The sequence below is a fragment of the Amycolatopsis sp. NPDC102389 genome (genome assembly GCF_044765885.1).
Classification (GTDB): domain Bacteria; phylum Actinomycetota; class Actinomycetes; order Mycobacteriales; family Pseudonocardiaceae; genus Amycolatopsis.
On sequence record NZ_JBIWKX010000062.1, the window covers coordinates 1 to 18,169 of the forward strand.

Genomic DNA, 18,169 nt, shown 5'->3' on the forward strand with positions numbered 1-18,169 from the left:
GGCCACCGCTCTCCTCGCTGGCGGCCGCCCGCGCGGCCGCGGCGGGCGCGCGCCCGCGCCCGGCCCGCCACCCCCCCCCCCCCCCCCCCCCCCCCCCCCCCCCCCCCCCCCCCCGCCTGCCACTCACGACCCCCGCGCCCGGCCTCATTCAGAGGACTAAATGCGTGGGCCGGGCGGCGGGCTCAGCCTCGCAGGGTGCCCGGCAGCAGTTCGGCGTCCGGCGGGATCGTCGTCCCGTGGAACCACGCGTCGAAGAACGGCCGCAGATCCTGCTCCGACAGCTTGATCGTGAACGCCTCGAACTCCGCCCAGGTCGCGTTGGCGTTCCGGTGCGCCGCCGGCCAACCCTTCAGCAGTCGCGCGAAAGCGCCTTCGCCGATCTTCCGCCGCAGCGCGTGGACGGCCAGTATCCCCTTGTCGTAGACGCCGTGGAATTCCTGCCCGGCTCCCATGTCGACCAGTTTCGGCTTCCAGAAATCGGTGCTGCCCCGCATGATCTCGAGGGCGGCGCGATAACGGTCGTCCAGGTTCTCGTTGTCCCGCGATTCCTGCCACAGCCATTGCGCGTACGACGCGAGGCATTCGTTGAGGCAGATGTCCGACCACGAATTCAGCGTCACCGAATCGCCGAACCATTGGTGCGCGGTTTCGTGCACGACGGTGATCAGGTCGGCCCATTTCGCGTAGGTCGGCCTGGTCTGGGTCTCCAGTGAGAAATGGATGTCTTCGTTGAGATAGACACCGCCCGCCGCGTCCACCGGGTACGGCCCGAACTTCGTGGTCAGGAAGCCGATGATCTCCGGCAGCCGCCTGCCCGTGTCGCGGCGGTCTTCGGCGCCCGGCGCGTACGCGTTGACCACCGGCGTCCCGTCCGGGAGCGCCATCCTGTCGACGGTGAACTTGTCGATCGCCACCGTGGTCAGGTACGCCGCCACGGGGGTGCGTTCCTGCCAGGACGTCGTGGTCCAGCCGTTCGCCGCGGTCTTCTGGATCTCGCGCCCGTTCGAGATGACGGTCCAGCCGTCCGGCACGCGGGCGTTGAGGGTGAACATCGCCTTGTCACGCGGGGTCTCGTTGACGGGGTACCAGAACGACGCCGAATGCGGCTCGCCGACGATGAACGCGCCGCCGTCCTTCGACTTCTGCCAGCCGTTCTCACTGCCACCTGCCTTGGGGGTCGCCGAGGGATCACCGCCGTAGAGGACCTTCGTGCGGAAGGAGGCCCCGTTCCGGATCGGCTCGGCGGGTGTCACCACCAGCTCGAATTCGCCCTCGCGCGCGAACTTCGCCGGTTTACCGTCCACTTCAACGGATTGGACCGTCAAGCCGCGTAAGTCCAAGTTGTACCGATTGAGGTCCTGGGTCGCTTTCGCGATCACCGTGGTGTCGCCGTCGAGGCGCCCTTTCGCGGGGTCGTAAGTGATCCCGACCTGGTATTCGGTCGCGTCGTAGCCGCCGTTCCCGTCCATCGGGTAGTACGGGTCGCCCGCACCCGAAGCGCCCGGGGCCGGGTTCATCGGCGGCGGAGGGGGCGGGGCCGGGGGAGGATCGGCGGTGCAGCCGATAATCAGGGCGCAGACGACCCCCAGGACCAGACCGGCGACGGGGACACGGCTGCGCATGGAGGGGAGCTTAGTGGTGATCCAGCGCGACGGGTTGGTCACTTTCGGCGGCGACGGGCCGCCGATCGTCCTGCTGCACGGGCTGATGGGCAGGGCGACGACGTGGTGGCGGGTCGCGCGAAGGCTCGAACCGTACGGGCGTGTCCACGGCCTCGACGCGCGCGGGCACGGCCGCGGTCCGCGCGGCGGGCCCTGGCGCACCGAACGGTTCGCCGACGACGTCGCCGAGGTGCTGCGAACCTTCGGCGAACCCGCGGTCCTGATCGGACATTCGATGGGCGGCCTGCACGCGTGGGTCACCGCGGCCACGCATCCCGAGCTCGTCCGCGCCGTGGTCTGCGAGGATTTCGCGCCGGATCAGCGCGGCCGGACCGTGGACACCTGGCGCGGGTACTTCGAGTCGTGGCCGGTCCCGTTCCGGTCGCTGGCCCACGTACGCGAGTTCTTCGGCGACACGGGCGACTACTTCATCGAATGCGTCGAGGAACGCGAAGACGGCTACCACCTGATCGCGTCACTCGCGGACCTGTACGAGATCGCGGCCGAGTGGGGACGGCGCGATTTCTGGGAGTTCGTCGAGCGCGTCAAATGCCCGCTGCTCGCGATCGAGGGCGAACGGACCGCGATGCCGCACGGCCAGCAGGCCGAGCTGGCCGCACGCGTGCCCGGCGGCCTCGGGCGGCATATCGTCGTCCAAGGCGCCGGGCACGTGGTGCACGACGAAGCGCCGGAGACCTACCTCGGTGCCGTCGAAGCGTTTCTCTCCGACGTCATCGGTCAGCCCTTCGCCAGCTGAGCGTCGATCCAGGCGCGCAACCGCGTTTCGCCCGGGTAACCGATGTTCCGCGACGACGGCAGTTCGGCGGCGTTGCGGACACCGACCAGCGTCGGCAGGTAGCGGATGTTGTACCGGTTGGACAGGTCACGGCTCTGGTCGACGTCGACCTCGCCCAGCAGGAACCGGCCGCCGTATTCACCGGCGAGCCGTTCGAGCACCGGCTTCATCTGGCGGCACGGCGGGCACCAGGTCGCGCCGAAGTCCATGATGACCAGCTTTTCCTTCGAAATGTTCATGACCTCGGCGTAGTTGGCCGAAGTCACCGCCATCACGTTCTCGGCCTTCGGTGCGGCGGAAGCCGCGCCGTTGCCGAAGCCGGCGACGAGTGCCAGCACACCGGCCAGCACGCAGACGAACCGTTTGCACTTGGACAAGACGATCTCCTTTCAGGACGAAGACCAGGTCGGAAGATCGTTCGCGACCCAGTCTTCGATGCCTTCGCGGTACTTGCGGACGTTCGTGTACCCGAGCTCCAGCAGGCGCCGTCCGACGAATTCACTGTTGCGGCACGGCGTGTTCGCGCAATAGACGACGATCGCGGCGGCCTTGTCCGGAAGCACCACGGGTGCCAGCCGGTCGGTGAATTCGGCGGCCTGTTCGTACGGGAAACCCGGAATGTTGCGCGCTTCCGGAAGATGTTCCTTGTCGAAATAGGCGACCGGCATCGTGTCGACCACGACCACCGATCCGGACTCCATCCGGGAGAGCAATTCCGTACGGGTGATCAACGGCAGCATGGTGCCCCTTCTTTCGGCGACCGTGATTGACGATTCCCATCGTCGGCCGACCGCGAGGACACGCTCTAGTGCCGCCTCGGGATGCCGAGGGGTTATCCGGCGGCCAATCTGCCGTGGCGGTGCAGCCAGGAGCGGTACGGTGCCGTCCGATCGGCGAGCCGCCAATATCCCGCCCTCGCCTCGGTGGCGAGCTCCGGGACACCGTGGGCGCACGGGCCGTCCTCCCGCCACGCGAGCACGTGCCGCACGCACATCGGCGCGCCCGCCAGCGGCCGGATGGCCAGTCCGTCCGCCGGTGGCCGGGTCGGCTGGATGAGCCCGACGCCGTACCCGCCGCTGACCAGGTCCTCCCGCGCGTTGTCGAGGTCGACGTCGTGGGTGATCCGTGGATCGAAACCGTGCGCGAGACACATTTCGCGGAACACCACGCGGCAGCCGTCACCGCCGCTCGACACGATCCAGTCCTCCCCGGCCAGTTCGGCGAGCTCGATCTCCTCTTCGCCGGCGAGCGGATGTTCCGCGGGGATCGCGACGAACGACGGCTCCTCGACCAGCGTCAGCGTCCGCACCTCCGGCGGCACCGGAAGGCCACGCCTGCCGCAGATCATGATCAGCGCGAGGTCGATGCCCCGGTTCGCGACCTGTGCGAGCAGCCGCGTGCGCGAGGTGTCGGCGCGCGTGCGGAACGGCTCGCCCGGGCGCAGGTCGCGCAGTCCGCCGAGCAGGGAACCCGTGATGGCGCTGTCGTTCCAGCCGATCCTGATCGATTCGCCCGTCTCGGGTTCCTGGCGGTGGAAGTCGTGCTCCAGCTCGTCGAAGGTGAGCACGATGGCCCGCGCCCGGCGCAGGATCAGGGCGCCGAGTTCGGTGGGCCGCACCCCGTGCTGGTCGCGGTGGAACAGCGGACCGCCCACCATCCGCTCGATCCGGCGCAACTGGTGGCTGAGCGCGGGCTGCCCGAGCCCCAGTCCGGCCGCGGCACGGTTGAGGCTGCCGGAGGCGGCGATCTCACAGATCACGCGAAGATGCCGAACCTGAATCTCCATGACTTCGTATACCGCGACCGGTTCGCGCCCGGCACCTCCGAAAGTAGAGACCCGCGATTTCTCATAACCCGATGACAACATTCGACGGCAATACCCGCGCAGGCGTGCCGTGGCTACGTTCGGTCGACGCACCGCAGATCACGCGAATCGGGAGCCGTCTTGCCGCGACCACTGCCACTCACGGAACATTGCGCCGATCCGCTGGCGCGGGCCGAACACGTTTGTCTCGGCGTCAGCCCGTTCAACAGCCATTTCACGGTGGAACGTATCGCCGATCTCGCCCGCTGGGCCATGTCGGCCTTTCGGGGTTTCCATTTCTTCGTCCCGGACGGCCCGTCAGCGTTCACCCTCGAAGCGCTCGGTTACGACTCGGTCCGCGCCGCGCAAAAGGCGCAACGGCAAGGAAATTACACGCGTAACAAGATCATCCGGGCGCTCGAGCAGGTCTACCCCGGGGATGCGCGGACGCTGATCCTCGACGCCGCGGTGCTCGAAACCGATCCCGCGTATCTCGGCCTGCTTTCCGAGGCGCACCAACGGTTCGCCAGTGATTCGGAGTTCGCCGAGCAGTGCCTCGGAGCCACGGGCTGGGTGCTGGACCGGCGGCTGCCGGAAGGCCGGCACCCCTCCCGTGACCAGCTGCGCAGCGCTGTCCGGTACTTCCTCGCCGAGTTGCCGATGTTCGTCGGCACCGTCGCCGTGGCGGGCGTCGAAAGCTCCGTGTTCGCCTATCACCAGCGGGTCGCGTTCCTCGAACGGCTCTATCGCGGCGAACTTTCGTGGCGGCCGATGCCTGGCCAAGGCTTCGTCGTCCTCGAACAAGCCGTCCCGGAACGGGTGGAGTGATCGTGGACCACGACGACTTCTCGTTGCGCCGGGTGCCCGCCGATCGCCGCTACTCCTGGGTTTCCGTCGCGCTGCAACGGTTCGGGCAGGTGTCCTCGTTCCATCAGTTCCTGCTCGGCGCGGTGCTGGGTTTCGGCATGACGTTCTGGGAAGCGGTTCTGGCCATCACGATCGGTTCCGTACTGCTGGAGATCATCACCATCCTGATGGGCGTCGCCGGTACCCGTGAGGGCCTTTCGACGTCGGTGCTCGCGCGCTGGACCGGGTTCGGCACCGGCGGTTCGTCGCTGGTCGGGCTCCTGATGACGCTGAGCCTGGCCGGCTGGTTCGGAGTGCAGAACGACGTCTTCGCCCACGGCCTGCACGCGTTGATGGGCGGCCCGCCGGTGTGGGTGTGGGCGCTCGCCGGCGGCGCGCTGGTCACCGCGATCGTCGTGTTCGGCTTCCACGCGATGGCCTGGACGGCGTATCTGACGGTGCCCGCTTTCCTTGCGCTGGCGGCGTTTTCGATCATCTCCGCGCTCGGCGACCATTCGCTCCCCGTGCTGATGGCCGAGCCGCCGCCCGGGCCGACGATGTCGCTGGCGCAGGGCACCACGCTGGTGGCGGGCGCCTTCATCATGGGCGCGATCATGACGCCGGACATGACCCGGTTCAACCGGACCGCGTCCGACGTGGTGAAGCAGACCCTGGTCAGCGTCACCCTCGGCCAGTACCTGATCGGCCTGATCGGGGTCCTGCTCGCGCACGCGGCGAAAAGCGCCGACGTGGTCGGGATCATCACCTCGTCGTCCGGTGTGCTCGGCACGCTGATCCTGGTCACCGCGATCCTGAAGATCAACGACTGGAACCTCTATTCGTCTTCGCTCGGGCTGGTGAACACCGTGCAGGTGCTGCTGTCGCGGCGGCTGGACCGCACCACCGCGACCCTGCTGCTCGGCGGACTCGGCACGATGCTCTCCGCGATCGGCATCCTCGATCACTTCACCACCTTCCTGACCTGGGTCGGCGTGCTCACGCCACCGGTGGCGGGGGTGGTGATCGCCGAGTACTACGTGGTCCGGCGCTGGAAACCGGATCTGGACGCCACCCGCGCGTCGGGGGAACTGCCGTCCACCTGCCCGGCCTGGGTTCCCGCCGCGCTGATCTGCTGGGTGGCCGGCGCGGCGGCGGGGATCTGGCTGCCGTGGGGAATCCCCACGGTGAACTCCGTTTTCGGCGCTTTTCTGCTGTATGTTCTTCTCGGCAGACGGACCAGGGCCGCGGTGGTTCCCGCGGTCACGACTTCTTCCGGCGGGTCGAAAACCCGTTCGTGACAAAGGAGTTCGACGTCGTACAGCTGGATGTCCACCACCTGCGGGTGATCAGGGCGATCGCGGACACGGGCAGCCTTTCCCGTGCCGCGATCGCGCTGGGCGTCACCCAGCCCGCGGTTTCCGCGCAACTCAAACGGCTGGAGAACATGCTGGGCTACCAGCTGTTCGACCGGTGCGAAGGCGGCGTGACCCCGACGCCGATGGGCGAACTGCTGTTACGCCGCACCGCCGCTTTGCTGCCACAGCTGGACAAACTGCTCGAAGACATCGAGCAGCGCGTCTGCCCCAGCGGACCGCCCGACGTCGTCCGGGTGGCCGCGGTGGCCAGCGCGCTGGTGTCGTGTCTTCCGTCGCTGGTGACCAGGTTGTGGCCGGGAGTCTCCGAGGTGCAGCTCGTGCACGACGACCACCCCGAGCGGCTGCTGCCGCTGCTGGCCCAGCGCCGCGCGGAATTGGCGCTGGTCAAGGATTATCCGGGCTACGAGCTCGAAATCCCGCCGAACGTGGACACCGCGGTGGTGGTGACCGAGCCGACGTTCGTCCTGCTGCCGGAATCCCATCCGCTGGCGCGCGAGAAGATCGTCGACCTGCGTGACCTGCGGAACGAATCCTGGGTGATGGTGTCCGATTCGTCGGCGGCCACGTTCACCAAGTACTTCGCCGACACCTGCGCGCGGCACGGCTTCACCCCATCGTTCACCCATCAGGTGACTTCGCAGCAGGTGGCGCTGTTGGTGGTCAAGGCGGGCGCGATCGGGCTGTCCCAGCCGATCTGCGATCCGGGCGACCACGGCATCGTGACCCGGCCGCTGCGCGGGGATGTGTTGCCGCGCAGGCATGTTCTCGCTTGGAACAAGGAGACCTTCGTGGCGGGACGGCGGGACGAGCTGCTCGCCGCCGTGGTCGAGGCGTACTGGGCCGAGGCCCGGACGGCACCCGTCTACGCCGAATACCTGGCCAGAGACTCATGAGTGGTAAGGATGGTTAGAACCGTCCTTACCACTCACGAGGTCGTTCAGCGCCCGGGGAAGAGGAGTTCGTCCGGCGGCCGCACCGTGCCGTCCAGCCAGGCGCGGTCGAACTCGCCGAGATCCCGCTGCGTCATCGCGGAGACGTAGAGCTCGAAGTCGTGCCAGTTCTGGTTTCCCTGCGGGTTGATCACCGGAAAGCCCGCCATGATCTGGAAGAACGCGTCGTCGCCGATGAGACGGCGCAACGCGTGCACCATCAGCACCGCCTTGGCCGTCGGCGCGAATTCGGTGCCCTTGCCCGGATCGGTGAGCTTCGGCGCCCAGAATGCCGTGTCATCGCGCACCTTGGCGACCAGCTCGCGATATCGCCGATCCAGGTCGACGCCGTTCTTCGCCTCGTCCCACAGCCAGACCGCGTACCGCGCGACGGACTCGGTCATCAGCGTGTCGCGCCACATCTTGCCGCTCACGCCGGCTCCCCACCATTGGTACGCGGTGGCGTACACCAGATCGGCGACGGTGGCCGTGCGGCCGTACACCGGACGGGTCTGGGCGCCGTGCGTGTAGCCGAGCGAGCGGTCGAGGAAAAGCCCGCCCGCCGCCGATTGCGGGTAGTCGCCGAACTTCCCGGTGAGGAATTCCAGCACCTCGGGCAGCCGTCCGCCGATCTTCTTCTTGTCCACGGCGCACGGGTGGTAGGCGTTGATCGCGGTCCGCCCACCGGGAAGCGTGATCCTCTCGACCTCCCAGCGGCCGATGCCGAGCATCGCCGTGCTCGGCGCGAGGGCGGTTTCCTCCGACCAGGTGACGGTGTGCCGCCCGAAGCCCGCAGGCCCGTCGGAGACTTGAAAACCGTTGCTCAGCACGGAGAATTCGTCCAGGACGGTGACGGAGACACGCAGGGTCGCTTTGTCGACTTCGGTGCCGTTGACGGGGAACCAGGTCATCGCGGAACGCGGCTGCCCGGTGGCGACGGCGGAATCGCCGTACGCGGCCAGCCAGCCGACCCGTCCCCGCGTGGTGGCGATCGGCTCCGGACGCCCGTCGTAACCGACCACCACGGTGAACCGCGCGCCTTGGGCCAACGGAGTCCGCGGGGTGATCACCAGCTCGTGTTCGCCTTCCCGGCGGAACGTCGCGGCCACGCCGTCGACGGTGACCGACCGGACGGTGAGACCGCGCAGGTCGAGATCGAACCGGTTGAGGTCCTGTGTCGTTGTCGCGGTGATGGTCGCCTTGCCGCTCAACAACATCGAGTACGGCGAGTAGTCCAACGCGAGTGAGTACTTGTCGACGTCGTAGCCGCCGTTGCCGTCCTTCGGGTAGTAAGGATCGGGTCCGAGGACGGTGCCGTCGGGCGAGACGTGCACATACCCGTCGCTGCCGGGTGACGGCTGGGCCGCGGCCGAGGCCGGGCAGGCGCCGATCATCGTGGTGGCGAGCAACGCGGTGCACAGTGGCTCCTGCCACCGAATCCGCACGGTCATGAACGAGCCTTCTCTCTACGGGGGAGGATGCCCGGTCATCGTGCGTACGCCCGCGCCGCGCGCGGCACTGCCAGCCGGTCATGCCGCCGGGTTATCCCGGCCGATAACCGGGCGGCATACCCGCCGGGGACTACCCGCGCCGCGCGGGGGGACGAGATCGTCGAGGCATGCTGCCCCTCCCGGCGCTGCTCGCGCTGACGACCACGGTGTTCCTCGGCTGCCTCACCGAAGTGCTGCCGGCCGGGCTGTTGCTGGGTATGTCCGAGGAGCTGGGCGTTTCGCCGTCGGCCACCGGGCAGCTGGTGACGGTCTACGCGATCACGACCGCGGTCACCGCCATCCCGCTCACCGGCGCGACCCTCCGGGTGCCGCGCAAACGCTTGCTCCTGGCGCTGATCCTCGGCTTCCTGGTCACCAACCTGGTCATCGCCGTGTCCTCGTCGTACCCGCTGATCCTGGCCACCCGGGTGGTTTCCGGTGCGCTGACGGGGGTGATGTGGTCGCTCGTCGCGGGTTACGCGATGCGGCTCGCCCCGCCGGGACTCACCGGGCGCGCGCTCGCCGTGGCCATGTCCGGCACGCCGATCGGTTTCGCGCTGGGCGTGCCCGCCGGTACCGCGCTCGGTGAGTTCGCCGACTGGCGCTGGGCGTTCGCCGCGATGGCGCTGATCACCGTGCCGTTGCTGGGATGGGTGGCCGTCGCGGTGCCCGCCGTACCCGCCGATCCGGCGGGACCCACCCGGCCGCTGGCCGCGTCACGGCTGCCGGGGATGCGTCCCGTGCTGGCGACGGTGGCGCTGTTCTCGTTGGGGCACAACGTGGCCTACACCTACATCGGGCCGGTGCTCGCCGGGCTGGGCGCGCAGCAGATGCTCGGCGCCGCGCTGCTGGTGTTCGGCTGCGCGACGGTGGGCGGGCTGGTCGCGGTCGGCTCCGCGCTCGACGGCCGCCCGCGCGCGGTGCTCGTGTCCTGCGCCGCCGTGACCGCCGCCGCCATCGTCCTGCTGGGGATCAGCGACGGTGTCCACGGTCTGGTGCTGGCCGCCGCGGCCTTGTGGGGCCTGGGGTTCGGCGGCGCGCCGACCGCGTTCCAAGCCGTCACCGCGTTACTCGCGGGCCCCACGGCCGACGCCGCCCAGTCGCTCACGATCGCGGCCTGGAACGGCGCCGTCGCCGGGGGAGCCCTCGTCGGCGGTCTCTTGCTGCCGTTGGGAACGTCGCTGCTCCCGTGGTTCGCGGCCTCGATGATCCTCGTGCCGCTGCTGTTCAGCCGGCGAGTCGTGCTTTCAGCGCCCGCAGATCGGTGCCGGACCCGACGATGAGCGGCCAGACGTCGGAGCCGAGGAACCCGGTCTCGTCGGTCGCCGCGGTCGCACCACAGGCATCGCGCTCCAGCCCATGCCGGGCCGCCACCGTGGCGACGGCGTCCTTTGTGGACTGTCCGAACAGGCCGTCGACCGGCACGGCGAAACCGCGTGCCCGCAGGAGTTCCTGCGCCGTCCGCACCCGAGGCCCGGTGTCGCCGGGTTTGAGCAGCGGCCATTCCGGCAGATCCACCTTGGGCGACGCGGAGCCCAGCAGCTTGCCGACCTCGGTGCGCAGCTCGGGAAGCCGGTTGTACAGCACGGTTCCCGGGCATTCGGTCGAGTTGAAGTCCCGGTGCCCCTTGATGAACTCCGGCGAGATCCCGTACTGCGACGCGATGTACGCGACCAGTTTCACCAGCGAGTCCCAGAGCGCGGGCGTGACATCCTCTTTGCTGTAGAGGCCCTCGTTCTCGATCCCGATGCAGGTGCTGTTGTTGTTGCCCACGTTCGCGCCGAGCACATGCTGGGTCCCGCCGCGCAGGATCTCCAGGCTGCGGTGCCGCCCTTCGGTGACGTGCCCGCCGCGGCTGTTCGTGAACTGCTGGCCGGTGTCGACCCAGCCACGGGTGTCCATATGGAAATTCTGGATCGAACGCGACGCCCAGAAGGCGTGTTCGAGCGTGTAGTCGGTGACGTTCCCGGGGTCGACCGTGTGGTGCACGACGATGTACGTCGGTTTGTGGTTCTGCACCTCGATCGCCCCGTTCGGCGGCCGGGCACCCCAGGCCGCCGTGTCGTGGATCTTCGGTTCCGCCACCCCGGAAGCCGCGTTGGCGGCGGAAATGGTCGCTGTCCCCAGTAGCCCGACGGCGCTTACCGTCAGGCCGCCCTTGAGCGCGGTACGTCGGTCGAAGTCGGCCACGGGCGTAACTCCCATCATGCGCGTTGGCCGGAAAACTAACCCGCCATCGCGCCGATGACAACCATTGACCAACTTTTGTCGTAATGCGTTAGTGTTCGCCGGGGAGGGCGAACAGACCGTCCCGGGTCTGCTCCAGGAGGCCGTCGACGAGCAGAGAGTCGAGGCAACGGTCGCGCTGCCCGGATTCGTCCCACACGAGATCGAGCCGCGCCTTCTCGACCGGGCCTTCGCTGCCGCGCAGGACGTCGAGCAGCAACCCGCGCACCTGGCGATCGGTCCCGGCGAACTTCTGGACCTGCTTCGCGGGCCCGGCGTAGGCGGGTTTGCCCGCGTGCTGCCAGGCGCAATCGTCGTAGATCGGGCAGTCCGCGCATCGCGGAGACCGTGCGGTGCAGACGAGCGCGCCGAGTTCCATCAACGCCGCTGAGAGTTTCGCGGCGGGCGCGTCCTCCGGCGGCAGCAACGCTTCGACGTCGGCCATGTCGCGGGTGTTCGACGGCGGCCCGGCGTCACCCGCGCCGTGCACCGCCCTGGCCACCACGCGCCGGACGTTCGTGTCCACCACCGGCGCCCGCTTGCCGTAGGCGAAGGCCGCGACCGCGCGCGCGGTGTACGCGCCGATACCCGGCAACGCGAGCAGGGTGTCCACATCGGACGGAACGACGTCGCCGTGTTCGGCGGCGATGACGGCGGCCGCGGCGTGCAGCCGCAGCGCGCGCCGCGGGTAGCCGAGCTTGCCCCAGGCGCGCACGACCTCGCCCTGCGACGACGCGGCCAGCGCCGACGGCACCGGCCAGCGCGCCATCCATTCGAGCCAGATCGGCTGGACGCGCGCGACCGGGGTCTGCTGCAACATGATCTCGCTGACGAGCACGCCCCAAGCGGAGCATTCCGGCTCACGCCAGGGCAGGTCGCGCCCCACTTCGTCGAACCAGCCGGTCAGCACATCCGCGTCGACGCCCACGGAGCCAGCTTAAAACCCCTACTCGACCTCGGTGAGGCGGCCTAGCTTCACGTCGTAGACGAAGCCGCGCACGTTGTCGGTGTGCGGCAGGAAGTCGCTGCGCCGGACGCGCTGCACCGACCGGCGCACGCTGTCCTCCACCTCGCGGAACGCCTCCACCGACCAGGTCGGACGCAGCCCGCTGGCGGCTTCGAGTTCGTCCTTGAAGTCGTCTTCGGTGACCATGGACAGGCCGCAGTCGGTGTGCTGGACGATCAGCACCTCACGCGTGCCGAGCTTCCGCTGGCTCAGCGCGAGCGAGCGGATCGTGTCGTCGGTGACGACGCCGCCCGCGTTACGCAGGATGTGCGCTTCGCCCTGGATCAGCCCGAAGATCTCGAACACCCGGATACGGGCGTCCATGCAGGTCAGGATCGTCACCTGGAGCGACGGCCTCGGAGACGAACGGTCGCCAGGAGTGACATCGCCCAGCTCCTGGTTGCGCTTGAGCAGTACGTCGATTGAGGTCACGCGTTCATTGGAACCGACCCGCCGGGCGAGGGCAACGTGTACGGGCGCAGATCACGGCCCGAACCAGCGCTCTTCGGCCGTCCGCGGCGGCGCGGACGTGCGCCCGACCCGCAGTTCCGTCTGCAGCGTGATCACCTTCGGCCCGACCCGGTCGGCGGAGCTGAGCAGCAGCTTGCCCGCCGCCTTGCCCTTCTCGAGCACCGGCTGGTGGACCGTGGTGAGCCCGGAGCGTTCGGCCTCGGTGATGCCGTCGAACCCGGTGACCGTCAGATCCTGCGGCACGCGCAGCCCACGGCGCTCCGCCTCGGCCAGCGCGCCGAGGGCGAGGATGTCCGAGGTGCAGATCACGGCGGTGACCTGCGGATACGCGTCGAGCAGCTGGCGTGCGGCCGACGCGCCGTCGTCCACGGTGTGGTCGAAGCGCTCGACCACCGGAACGGTCGCCCAGTCGACCCCGGCCGCCGAGAACGCGGCGGCCAGCGCCTCCAGCCGGATCCGCTGGACGTGGAAGTGCGCGGCGCTCTGCCGCTGGATGGAGACGAAGTCGTCGTTGCGCTCGCGGGCCAGCCGCATGCACAGCACGCCGATCTGCCGGTGACCCAGCGAGATGAGGTGCTCGGCCATGGCGGTGACGGCGGCCGCGTCGTCCGGGCCGACCCGGTCGACGCCGTCCACGCGCGGCTGGTCGACGATCACCGTCGGCACCGGGCGCTCCAGCACGGCGCCCAGATGCGGGTCGTCGTCGGGCACCGAGTAGACGACGAAGCCGTCGACGCCGGCGCGGTGCACGGCCGCGACGTCCTCCCGGCCCGGGCTCGCCGGGACCAGGTGCAGGCCGACGCCCGCGTCCTCGCAGGCGAGCGCGAGTCCTTCGAGCACGCCGACGGCGGCGGGGTCACGGAAGGCGTAGGACAGGTTCTCGGTGAGCAAAAGACCGACAGCGCCGGCCTTGCGCGTCCGCAGTGAACGGGCCACCGGGTCCGGGCCCGGGTAGCCGAGGCGGCGCGCGGTCTCGAGGACGCGGCGGCGCAGCTCAGGGGACAACTGGTCCGGTCGGTTGTAGGCGTTGGAGACGGTGGTCCTCGACACACCGAGCTCTGCGGCCAACGACGCCAGTGTCGCCTGCCTCCTGGTGCGGATAGGACGGCCCATCCGCAAACCGTAACGGTTCAGAACGTTTTGCAGAAGCATCACCCGACGTGTGGCAGGTCTCGATTCAGAGTGACCCTGGGTACAGCTCGCGCCTGGACGGGGAGCGTCGTCATCCGGATGGGGTACAGTTGAATCTGACAACGGTTTCCATTACCCGGCATTGGGGACACCTGGCCAGGGCATCCGCAGGAGTGCAGTAAATGAATTCCCGCCGTACTAAGAGTGTTTTCGCGGCCGTATCGGCCCTGGCCGTCCTCGCGCTCGGCGCGACGGCTTGCGCGTCGAGCGACCAGGCGTCGTCGGGCTCCGGCTCGCAGAACGCGTCCGCCGCGAACCCGGGCGGTGGCGAGAAGATCAAGGTCGTCGCCTCGACCGACGTCTGGGGCAGCGTCGTGACCGCCGTCGGTGGCGACAAGGTCGAGGTCACCTCGATCATCCACGACCCCTCGGCCGACCCGCACTCCTACGAGACCACCGCGAGCGACGCCGTCGCCGCGAAGAACGCGAAGCTGACGCTGTCCAACGGCGGCGGCTACGACGACTTCTTCTCGAAGCTCGCCGACCAGGCCACCGGCGCGCAGAAGCTGGTCGCCGTCGACATCGCCGCGACCGGCAACGAGAACGAGCACGTCTGGTACAGCCTCCCCGGCGTCGAGAAGATCGCCGACCAGGTCGCCGCGAAGCTCGGCGAGATCCAGCCCGCCTCGAAGGACGCCTTCACCGCCAACGCGACCGCGTTCAAGGGCAAGACCCAGGAGCTGCTGAAGAAGGTCTCGGGCCTGAACGGCTCGGGTGCCAAGGTCGTCGCCACCGAGCCCGTCGCGCACTACCTGCTCGACAGCGCGAAGGTCACCGACGCGACTCCGCCCGCCTTCGCCGAGGCCGTGGAAGCGGAGCAGGACGTGCCCGCGGCCGCGCTCAACGCGGTCAAGCAACTGATCTCCGGCAAGCAGGTCAAGGCCGTCGTCAACAACGCGCAGACCAGCACCCCGGTCACCCAGCAGATCGTCGGCGACGCCAAGAACGCCGGGATCGCGGTCGTCGACGTCACCGAAACGCTCCCGCAGGGTGTGACCGACTACATTGCATGGATGACCAAGGAAGTGGACGCGCTGGCGGGAGCACTGAAGTAGTGACCTCCGTACCTGCCGAAGCCCGCCCCGCGGTCCGTGTCCGCGGGGCGAGCCTCGCGTTCGGCACGAGAACCCTCTGGTCCGGGCTCGACCTCGACGTCGAACCCGGCGAGTTCCTCGCGATCCTCGGGCCGAACGGCTCCGGGAAGAGCAGCCTGCTCAAGGTGCTGCTCGGCCAGCAGGGACTGCCCGAGGGCACGGTCGAGATCGCGGGGCGGCGCCCCGGCGGGACGAACCGGCGGATCGGCTACATCCCGCAGCAGCGCGCCCTCGACGAGGGACTCACGATGCGCGGGGTGGACCTGGTCGGCCTCGGCCTGGACGGGCACCGGTGGGGCACCGGGCTTTTCGGGATTTCGAAGCGGCGTCAGCTGGTGTCGCGGGCGATCGAGTCCGTCGGCGCCCAGGCATACGCGAAGCAGCCGGTGGGACGGCTTTCCGGCGGCGAGCAGCAGCGGCTCCGCGTCGCGCAGTCGCTGGTCGGCGACCCCGAAGTCCTGCTGTGCGACGAGCCGCTGCTCTCCCTCGACCTCGCGCACCAGCGCGCGGTCAGCGAGCTGATCGACGAGCGGCGGCGTTCCGCCGGCACCGCCGTCCTGTTCGTCACCCACGAGATCAACCCGATCCTGTCCTATGTGGACAGGATGCTGTATCTGGTGAACGGCCAGTTCCGGGTCGGCAAGCCGGACGAGGTGATGAACTCGGAGACGCTGTCCGAGCTGTACGGCACGCGGATCGAGGTGCTCAAGGTCGGCGGGCAGATCCACGTCGCCGGTGCGCAGAGCGCGTTGTGCGAAGACGAGCCCCACCACTTCGACGAACAGGCCAGTTAGCACCGTGGACGACGAAGTGAGGTCATTCGTGCGGTCCGGACCACACGCCGAACCCGCCCCGGCCGGAGGCCTCGGGATCGGGGCGGCAGGGCGCCTCGGCAGGACAACTCGATCGACGGCGCGAACCAGCGCCCTGGCGACGCGATCCCGATCGCGGGTTCTGGGATAAACACCGTGGACAAGATGTTCGACTTCGCCCTTACCGGCGAGCTCCTCGGCCTCGACTTCGTGCAGACGGCGTTGCTCGCGGCCGCCGTCCTCGGCCTGGTGGCCGGGGTGCTCGGCCCGCTGGTGGTGATGCGGCGGATGTCGTTCGCCGTGCACGGCACCGCCGAACTGGCCTTCACCGGCGCGGCGGGCGCGCTGCTGCTGGGCGTCGGCGTCGAACTCGGCGGCCTCGCGGGCGCGGTCATCGCCGCCCTGCTGATCGGCCTCCTCGGCGGCCGCGAGTCCGAACGCGACTCCGTGATCGGCGTGATCCTCGCCTTCGGCCTCGGCATGGGTGTGCTGCTGCTGTCGTTCTACGAAGGCCGCAGCGCCAACAAGTTCGGCATCCTCGTCGGGCAGATCATCACCATCGACTCGACCAACCTGAACCTTCTGGTCGGTGCCTCGGTCGTGGTACTGGTGGTGCTCGCGGTGATCTACCGGCCGCTGCTGTTCGCCACGGTCGACCCCGCGGTCGCGACGGCGCGCGGCGTGCCGGTGCGGCTGCTGTCGCTGATCTTCGCGGTGCTGGTCGGGATTTCGAGCGCGCTCGGCGTGCAGATCGTCGGCGCGCTGCTGGTGGTCTCGCTGATGGTGACCCCGGCCGCGGCGGCCGCGCGGGTCACGGCGAGCCCGTGGAAGGCGACCGTGCTGTCGATCGTGTTCGCGGAGATCGCCGCGCTCGGCGGGATCATCCTCTCGCTCGCGCCGGGGAAACCGGTGAGCGCGTTCGTCACGACGATTTCGTTCGTGATCTACCTGGTCTGCCGCCTCGTCGCGTGGCTGCGCGGCCGGAACTCGCGGATCCGCGTCGAGCCGGCCGCGACGGCGCAGCCCGCCTTGCGCTAGCGGATCGGGTGCTCGGCTAGCGCCTTCTTGACCGCTTCGAGGAATCCGGGGTCGATGAACGCGAGCTGGCCGCCGGCCACACTGCGTTCCACGGCCTCGACGACCACGACGTTCGCGTTCACGAAAGCGTCGACGGCCTCGGCCTGCGACGTCTTCTGGGTGAAGTGCGCCAGCATCGTCAGGTTCGTGAAAGCGCCCGAGAGATACCGCGAAGACGCCTTGGTGAACGAGTCGCCGTAGATCAGCATCTTCTCGTCCACGGTCCCGATCAGCGGGCTCGCCGTGCGGTAGACGGGCCGGTCGATGTCGCCGTTCGGCTCGCCCGCACGCTCGACGACGCCGTCCGGGCGGAGGCTGTACAGCGTGTTCGTCTTCGTGCCCTGCTTACTGATCAGCGGCGGAAGATCGGCGACGGTGTCGTACTGGCCGACGGGAACGCTGACCCAGGTCTGCGTGACACCCGGTTTGATCGCGTTCGCGATGGCGCGCGTCATCACCAGGGCGCCCTCGTCGGCCCAGTGGGTGTCGTTCGGCGGGTAGATCGGATGCTGCACCCGGCCTTCGGACGCCCGGAGCTCGGGCCGCAGGTCGATCGCGTGCGCGTCCTTGAGCATCCGGTGCCAGGTGGTCGCCTCGGCCGACCGCGAGCAGTCCTTGCCGGGGTAGCTGTCGGGCAGGAACTGCGGCACCATCGTCGACTTGTCCGGCGCGACGACGAACTCGAACCGCCTGCCGGACTGTTCGACCGCGCGCCGAAGCTCGTTGATCTTGGCGATGGTTTCGGGCAGCGGACGGGACGGATCGCATTTCGCGTCGGCGTCGTAGCCGTAGTACAGCCAGCCGTCGCGGCCCTGCACGACCCGGCGGTAACCGGACGCGGCGTTCGGCGTCGGTCCCTGGGTGGGCGCGGTCTTGGACGGGGCCGGCGCGGGCGGCGCGGGGATCGGGCCCGCCTGCTGCTGCGGGGGCGGCTGGTCGAGCGGGGCGCCCTCGCCGAAGACGCCACGGCTGATCGCGTCGGCGGCGGCGATCGCGCCGGGCCGGAACGACAGCTGATCGATCGCCCAGGTCGGCATGTCGGTGAAGAAGCCCCAGCCCCGGTCCAGACCGGGGAAGCTCGCGAGCTTGTGGTTCTCGATCTCGCCCGGCCGGACGCCGAACACCCACAGCAGCGCGGGGGTGGTGAAGAACAGAAGCGCGCTGATCAGCGCGGTCAGCTGCCGCCCGCCGTGGCGGGGACGGTGCAACGCGTGCTCGCGCGGAAGCCACGCCTCGTGGACGGCTGGCAGCTGCTGGGGTTCGGACGCCACCCCTCCACCGTAATCATCCCGTGTCTCCCGCACGTGAGAACCGCCCGCAAAGCGCGTTTAGCCCGCTAAACGCGATCCGCCGGACCTGCTCGCTCCAGGACCGATGCCCCCAATGTCAC

At 69.2% G+C, this 18,169-nt stretch carries 18 protein-coding genes; 8 read left to right on the forward strand and 10 right to left on the reverse strand.

The features are described 5' to 3' along the window. Positions 1 to 182: 182 nt before the first annotated feature. Positions 183 to 1,622: a M1 family metallopeptidase gene (locus ACIRGA_RS34100; RefSeq protein ID WP_400949200.1), complete on the reverse strand. Its 1,440-nt coding sequence runs from the start codon at positions 1,620 to 1,622 to the stop codon at positions 183 to 185. Here ACIRGA_RS34100 and ACIRGA_RS34105 point away from each other — a divergent pair. Then, complete coding sequence (locus ACIRGA_RS34105; RefSeq protein WP_400949203.1) at positions 1,621 to 2,418, forward strand: alpha/beta fold hydrolase; 798 nt, start codon at positions 1,621 to 1,623, stop codon at positions 2,416 to 2,418. The two genes, ACIRGA_RS34100 and ACIRGA_RS34105, sit on opposite strands and share 2 nt — an antisense overlap. Here the strand turns inward: ACIRGA_RS34105 and ACIRGA_RS34110 are convergent. The 3 genes from ACIRGA_RS34110 to ACIRGA_RS34120 all read right to left on the reverse strand — a co-directional run bounded on the left by ACIRGA_RS34110 (position 2,400) and on the right by ACIRGA_RS34120 (position 4,243). Then, on the reverse strand, positions 2,400 to 2,834 hold the full coding sequence (locus ACIRGA_RS34110; RefSeq protein ID WP_400949206.1) for a thioredoxin family protein: 435 nt from the start codon (positions 2,832 to 2,834) through the stop codon (positions 2,400 to 2,402). The genes ACIRGA_RS34105 and ACIRGA_RS34110 overlap by 19 nt on opposite strands. A 12-nt stretch (positions 2,835 to 2,846) precedes the next feature. Next, positions 2,847 to 3,197, reverse strand: a complete 351-nt coding sequence (locus tag ACIRGA_RS34115) for a rhodanese-like domain-containing protein (protein ID WP_360083951.1) — start codon at positions 3,195 to 3,197, stop codon at positions 2,847 to 2,849. A gap of 92 nt (positions 3,198 to 3,289) precedes the next feature. Continuing rightward, positions 3,290 to 4,243 carry a LysR family transcriptional regulator gene (locus tag ACIRGA_RS34120; RefSeq protein WP_400949211.1) on the reverse strand — a complete coding sequence of 318 codons (954 nt, stop codon included), beginning with the start codon at positions 4,241 to 4,243 and terminating at the stop codon, positions 3,290 to 3,292. Between the two features lie 159 nt (positions 4,244 to 4,402). Between ACIRGA_RS34120 and ACIRGA_RS34125 the strand changes: the two genes are divergently transcribed. From ACIRGA_RS34125 to ACIRGA_RS34135, 3 genes are read left to right on the forward strand one after another with little or no spacing between them, the layout of a single operon-like run. Continuing rightward, positions 4,403 to 5,089 (forward strand): tRNA-dependent cyclodipeptide synthase, encoded by a 687-nt coding sequence (locus ACIRGA_RS34125; protein WP_400949213.1) that lies wholly within the window; start codon positions 4,403 to 4,405, stop codon positions 5,087 to 5,089. 2 nt (positions 5,090 to 5,091) lie between these two features. After that, positions 5,092 to 6,405 (forward strand): purine-cytosine permease family protein, encoded by a 1,314-nt coding sequence (locus tag ACIRGA_RS34130; RefSeq protein WP_400949215.1) that lies wholly within the window; start codon positions 5,092 to 5,094, stop codon positions 6,403 to 6,405. After that, positions 6,402 to 7,376 (forward strand): LysR substrate-binding domain-containing protein, encoded by a 975-nt coding sequence (locus ACIRGA_RS34135; RefSeq protein ID WP_400949219.1) that lies wholly within the window; start codon positions 6,402 to 6,404, stop codon positions 7,374 to 7,376. The genes ACIRGA_RS34130 and ACIRGA_RS34135 overlap by 4 nt, the downstream gene beginning before the upstream one ends. 44 nt (positions 7,377 to 7,420) lie before the next feature. Here ACIRGA_RS34135 and ACIRGA_RS34140 read toward each other — a convergent pair whose 3' ends face one another. Beyond that, the gene (locus ACIRGA_RS34140; RefSeq protein WP_400949221.1) at positions 7,421 to 8,863 is read right to left on the reverse strand and encodes a M1 family metallopeptidase; all 1,443 of its coding nucleotides are present in this window, start codon (positions 8,861 to 8,863) and stop codon (positions 7,421 to 7,423) included. A gap of 167 nt (positions 8,864 to 9,030) precedes the next feature. Between ACIRGA_RS34140 and ACIRGA_RS34145 the strand changes: the two genes are divergently transcribed. Next, positions 9,031 to 10,185 (forward strand): MFS transporter, encoded by a 1,155-nt coding sequence (locus ACIRGA_RS34145; RefSeq protein WP_400949224.1) that lies wholly within the window; start codon positions 9,031 to 9,033, stop codon positions 10,183 to 10,185. Here the strand turns inward: ACIRGA_RS34145 and ACIRGA_RS34150 are convergent. The 4 genes from ACIRGA_RS34150 to ACIRGA_RS34165 form a co-directional block, all read right to left on the reverse strand. Next, entirely contained in the window at positions 10,130 to 11,092 is a 963-nt protein-coding gene (locus ACIRGA_RS34150; protein WP_400949227.1) for an N-acetylmuramoyl-L-alanine amidase, read from the reverse strand. The genes ACIRGA_RS34145 and ACIRGA_RS34150 overlap by 56 nt on opposite strands. Positions 11,093 to 11,180: 88 nt before the next feature. Next, complete coding sequence (locus ACIRGA_RS34155) at positions 11,181 to 12,056, reverse strand: A/G-specific adenine glycosylase (RefSeq protein ID WP_400949230.1); 876 nt, start codon at positions 12,054 to 12,056, stop codon at positions 11,181 to 11,183. 18 nt (positions 12,057 to 12,074) lie between these two features. After that, complete coding sequence (locus tag ACIRGA_RS34160) at positions 12,075 to 12,566, reverse strand: beta-class carbonic anhydrase (protein ID WP_400949233.1); 492 nt, start codon at positions 12,564 to 12,566, stop codon at positions 12,075 to 12,077. Positions 12,567 to 12,617: 51 nt separating this feature from the next. Further along, the gene (locus ACIRGA_RS34165; RefSeq protein WP_005165317.1) at positions 12,618 to 13,718 is read right to left on the reverse strand and encodes a LacI family DNA-binding transcriptional regulator; all 1,101 of its coding nucleotides are present in this window, start codon (positions 13,716 to 13,718) and stop codon (positions 12,618 to 12,620) included. Between the two features lie 200 nt (positions 13,719 to 13,918). Between ACIRGA_RS34165 and ACIRGA_RS34170 the strand changes: the two genes are divergently transcribed. The 3 genes from ACIRGA_RS34170 (at position 13,919) to ACIRGA_RS34180 (ending at position 16,740) form a co-directional block, all read left to right on the forward strand. Then, a complete protein-coding gene (locus tag ACIRGA_RS34170; protein ID WP_400949236.1) occupies positions 13,919 to 14,851 on the forward strand; it encodes a metal ABC transporter solute-binding protein, Zn/Mn family in 933 nt (310 codons plus the stop codon). Further along, a complete protein-coding gene (locus tag ACIRGA_RS34175) occupies positions 14,851 to 15,684 on the forward strand; it encodes a metal ABC transporter ATP-binding protein (protein WP_400949240.1) in 834 nt (277 codons plus the stop codon). The genes ACIRGA_RS34170 and ACIRGA_RS34175 overlap by 1 nt, the downstream gene beginning before the upstream one ends. A 174-nt stretch (positions 15,685 to 15,858) precedes the next feature. Further along, positions 15,859 to 16,740, forward strand: a complete 882-nt coding sequence (locus ACIRGA_RS34180; protein WP_400949243.1) for a metal ABC transporter permease — start codon at positions 15,859 to 15,861, stop codon at positions 16,738 to 16,740. On the opposite strand, the gene ACIRGA_RS34185 is transcribed toward ACIRGA_RS34180, so the two are convergent. Next, the gene (locus ACIRGA_RS34185) at positions 16,737 to 18,050 is read right to left on the reverse strand and encodes a hypothetical protein (RefSeq protein WP_400949246.1); all 1,314 of its coding nucleotides are present in this window, start codon (positions 18,048 to 18,050) and stop codon (positions 16,737 to 16,739) included. The two genes, ACIRGA_RS34180 and ACIRGA_RS34185, sit on opposite strands and share 4 nt — an antisense overlap. Between the last annotated feature and the right edge of the window lie 119 nt (positions 18,051 to 18,169).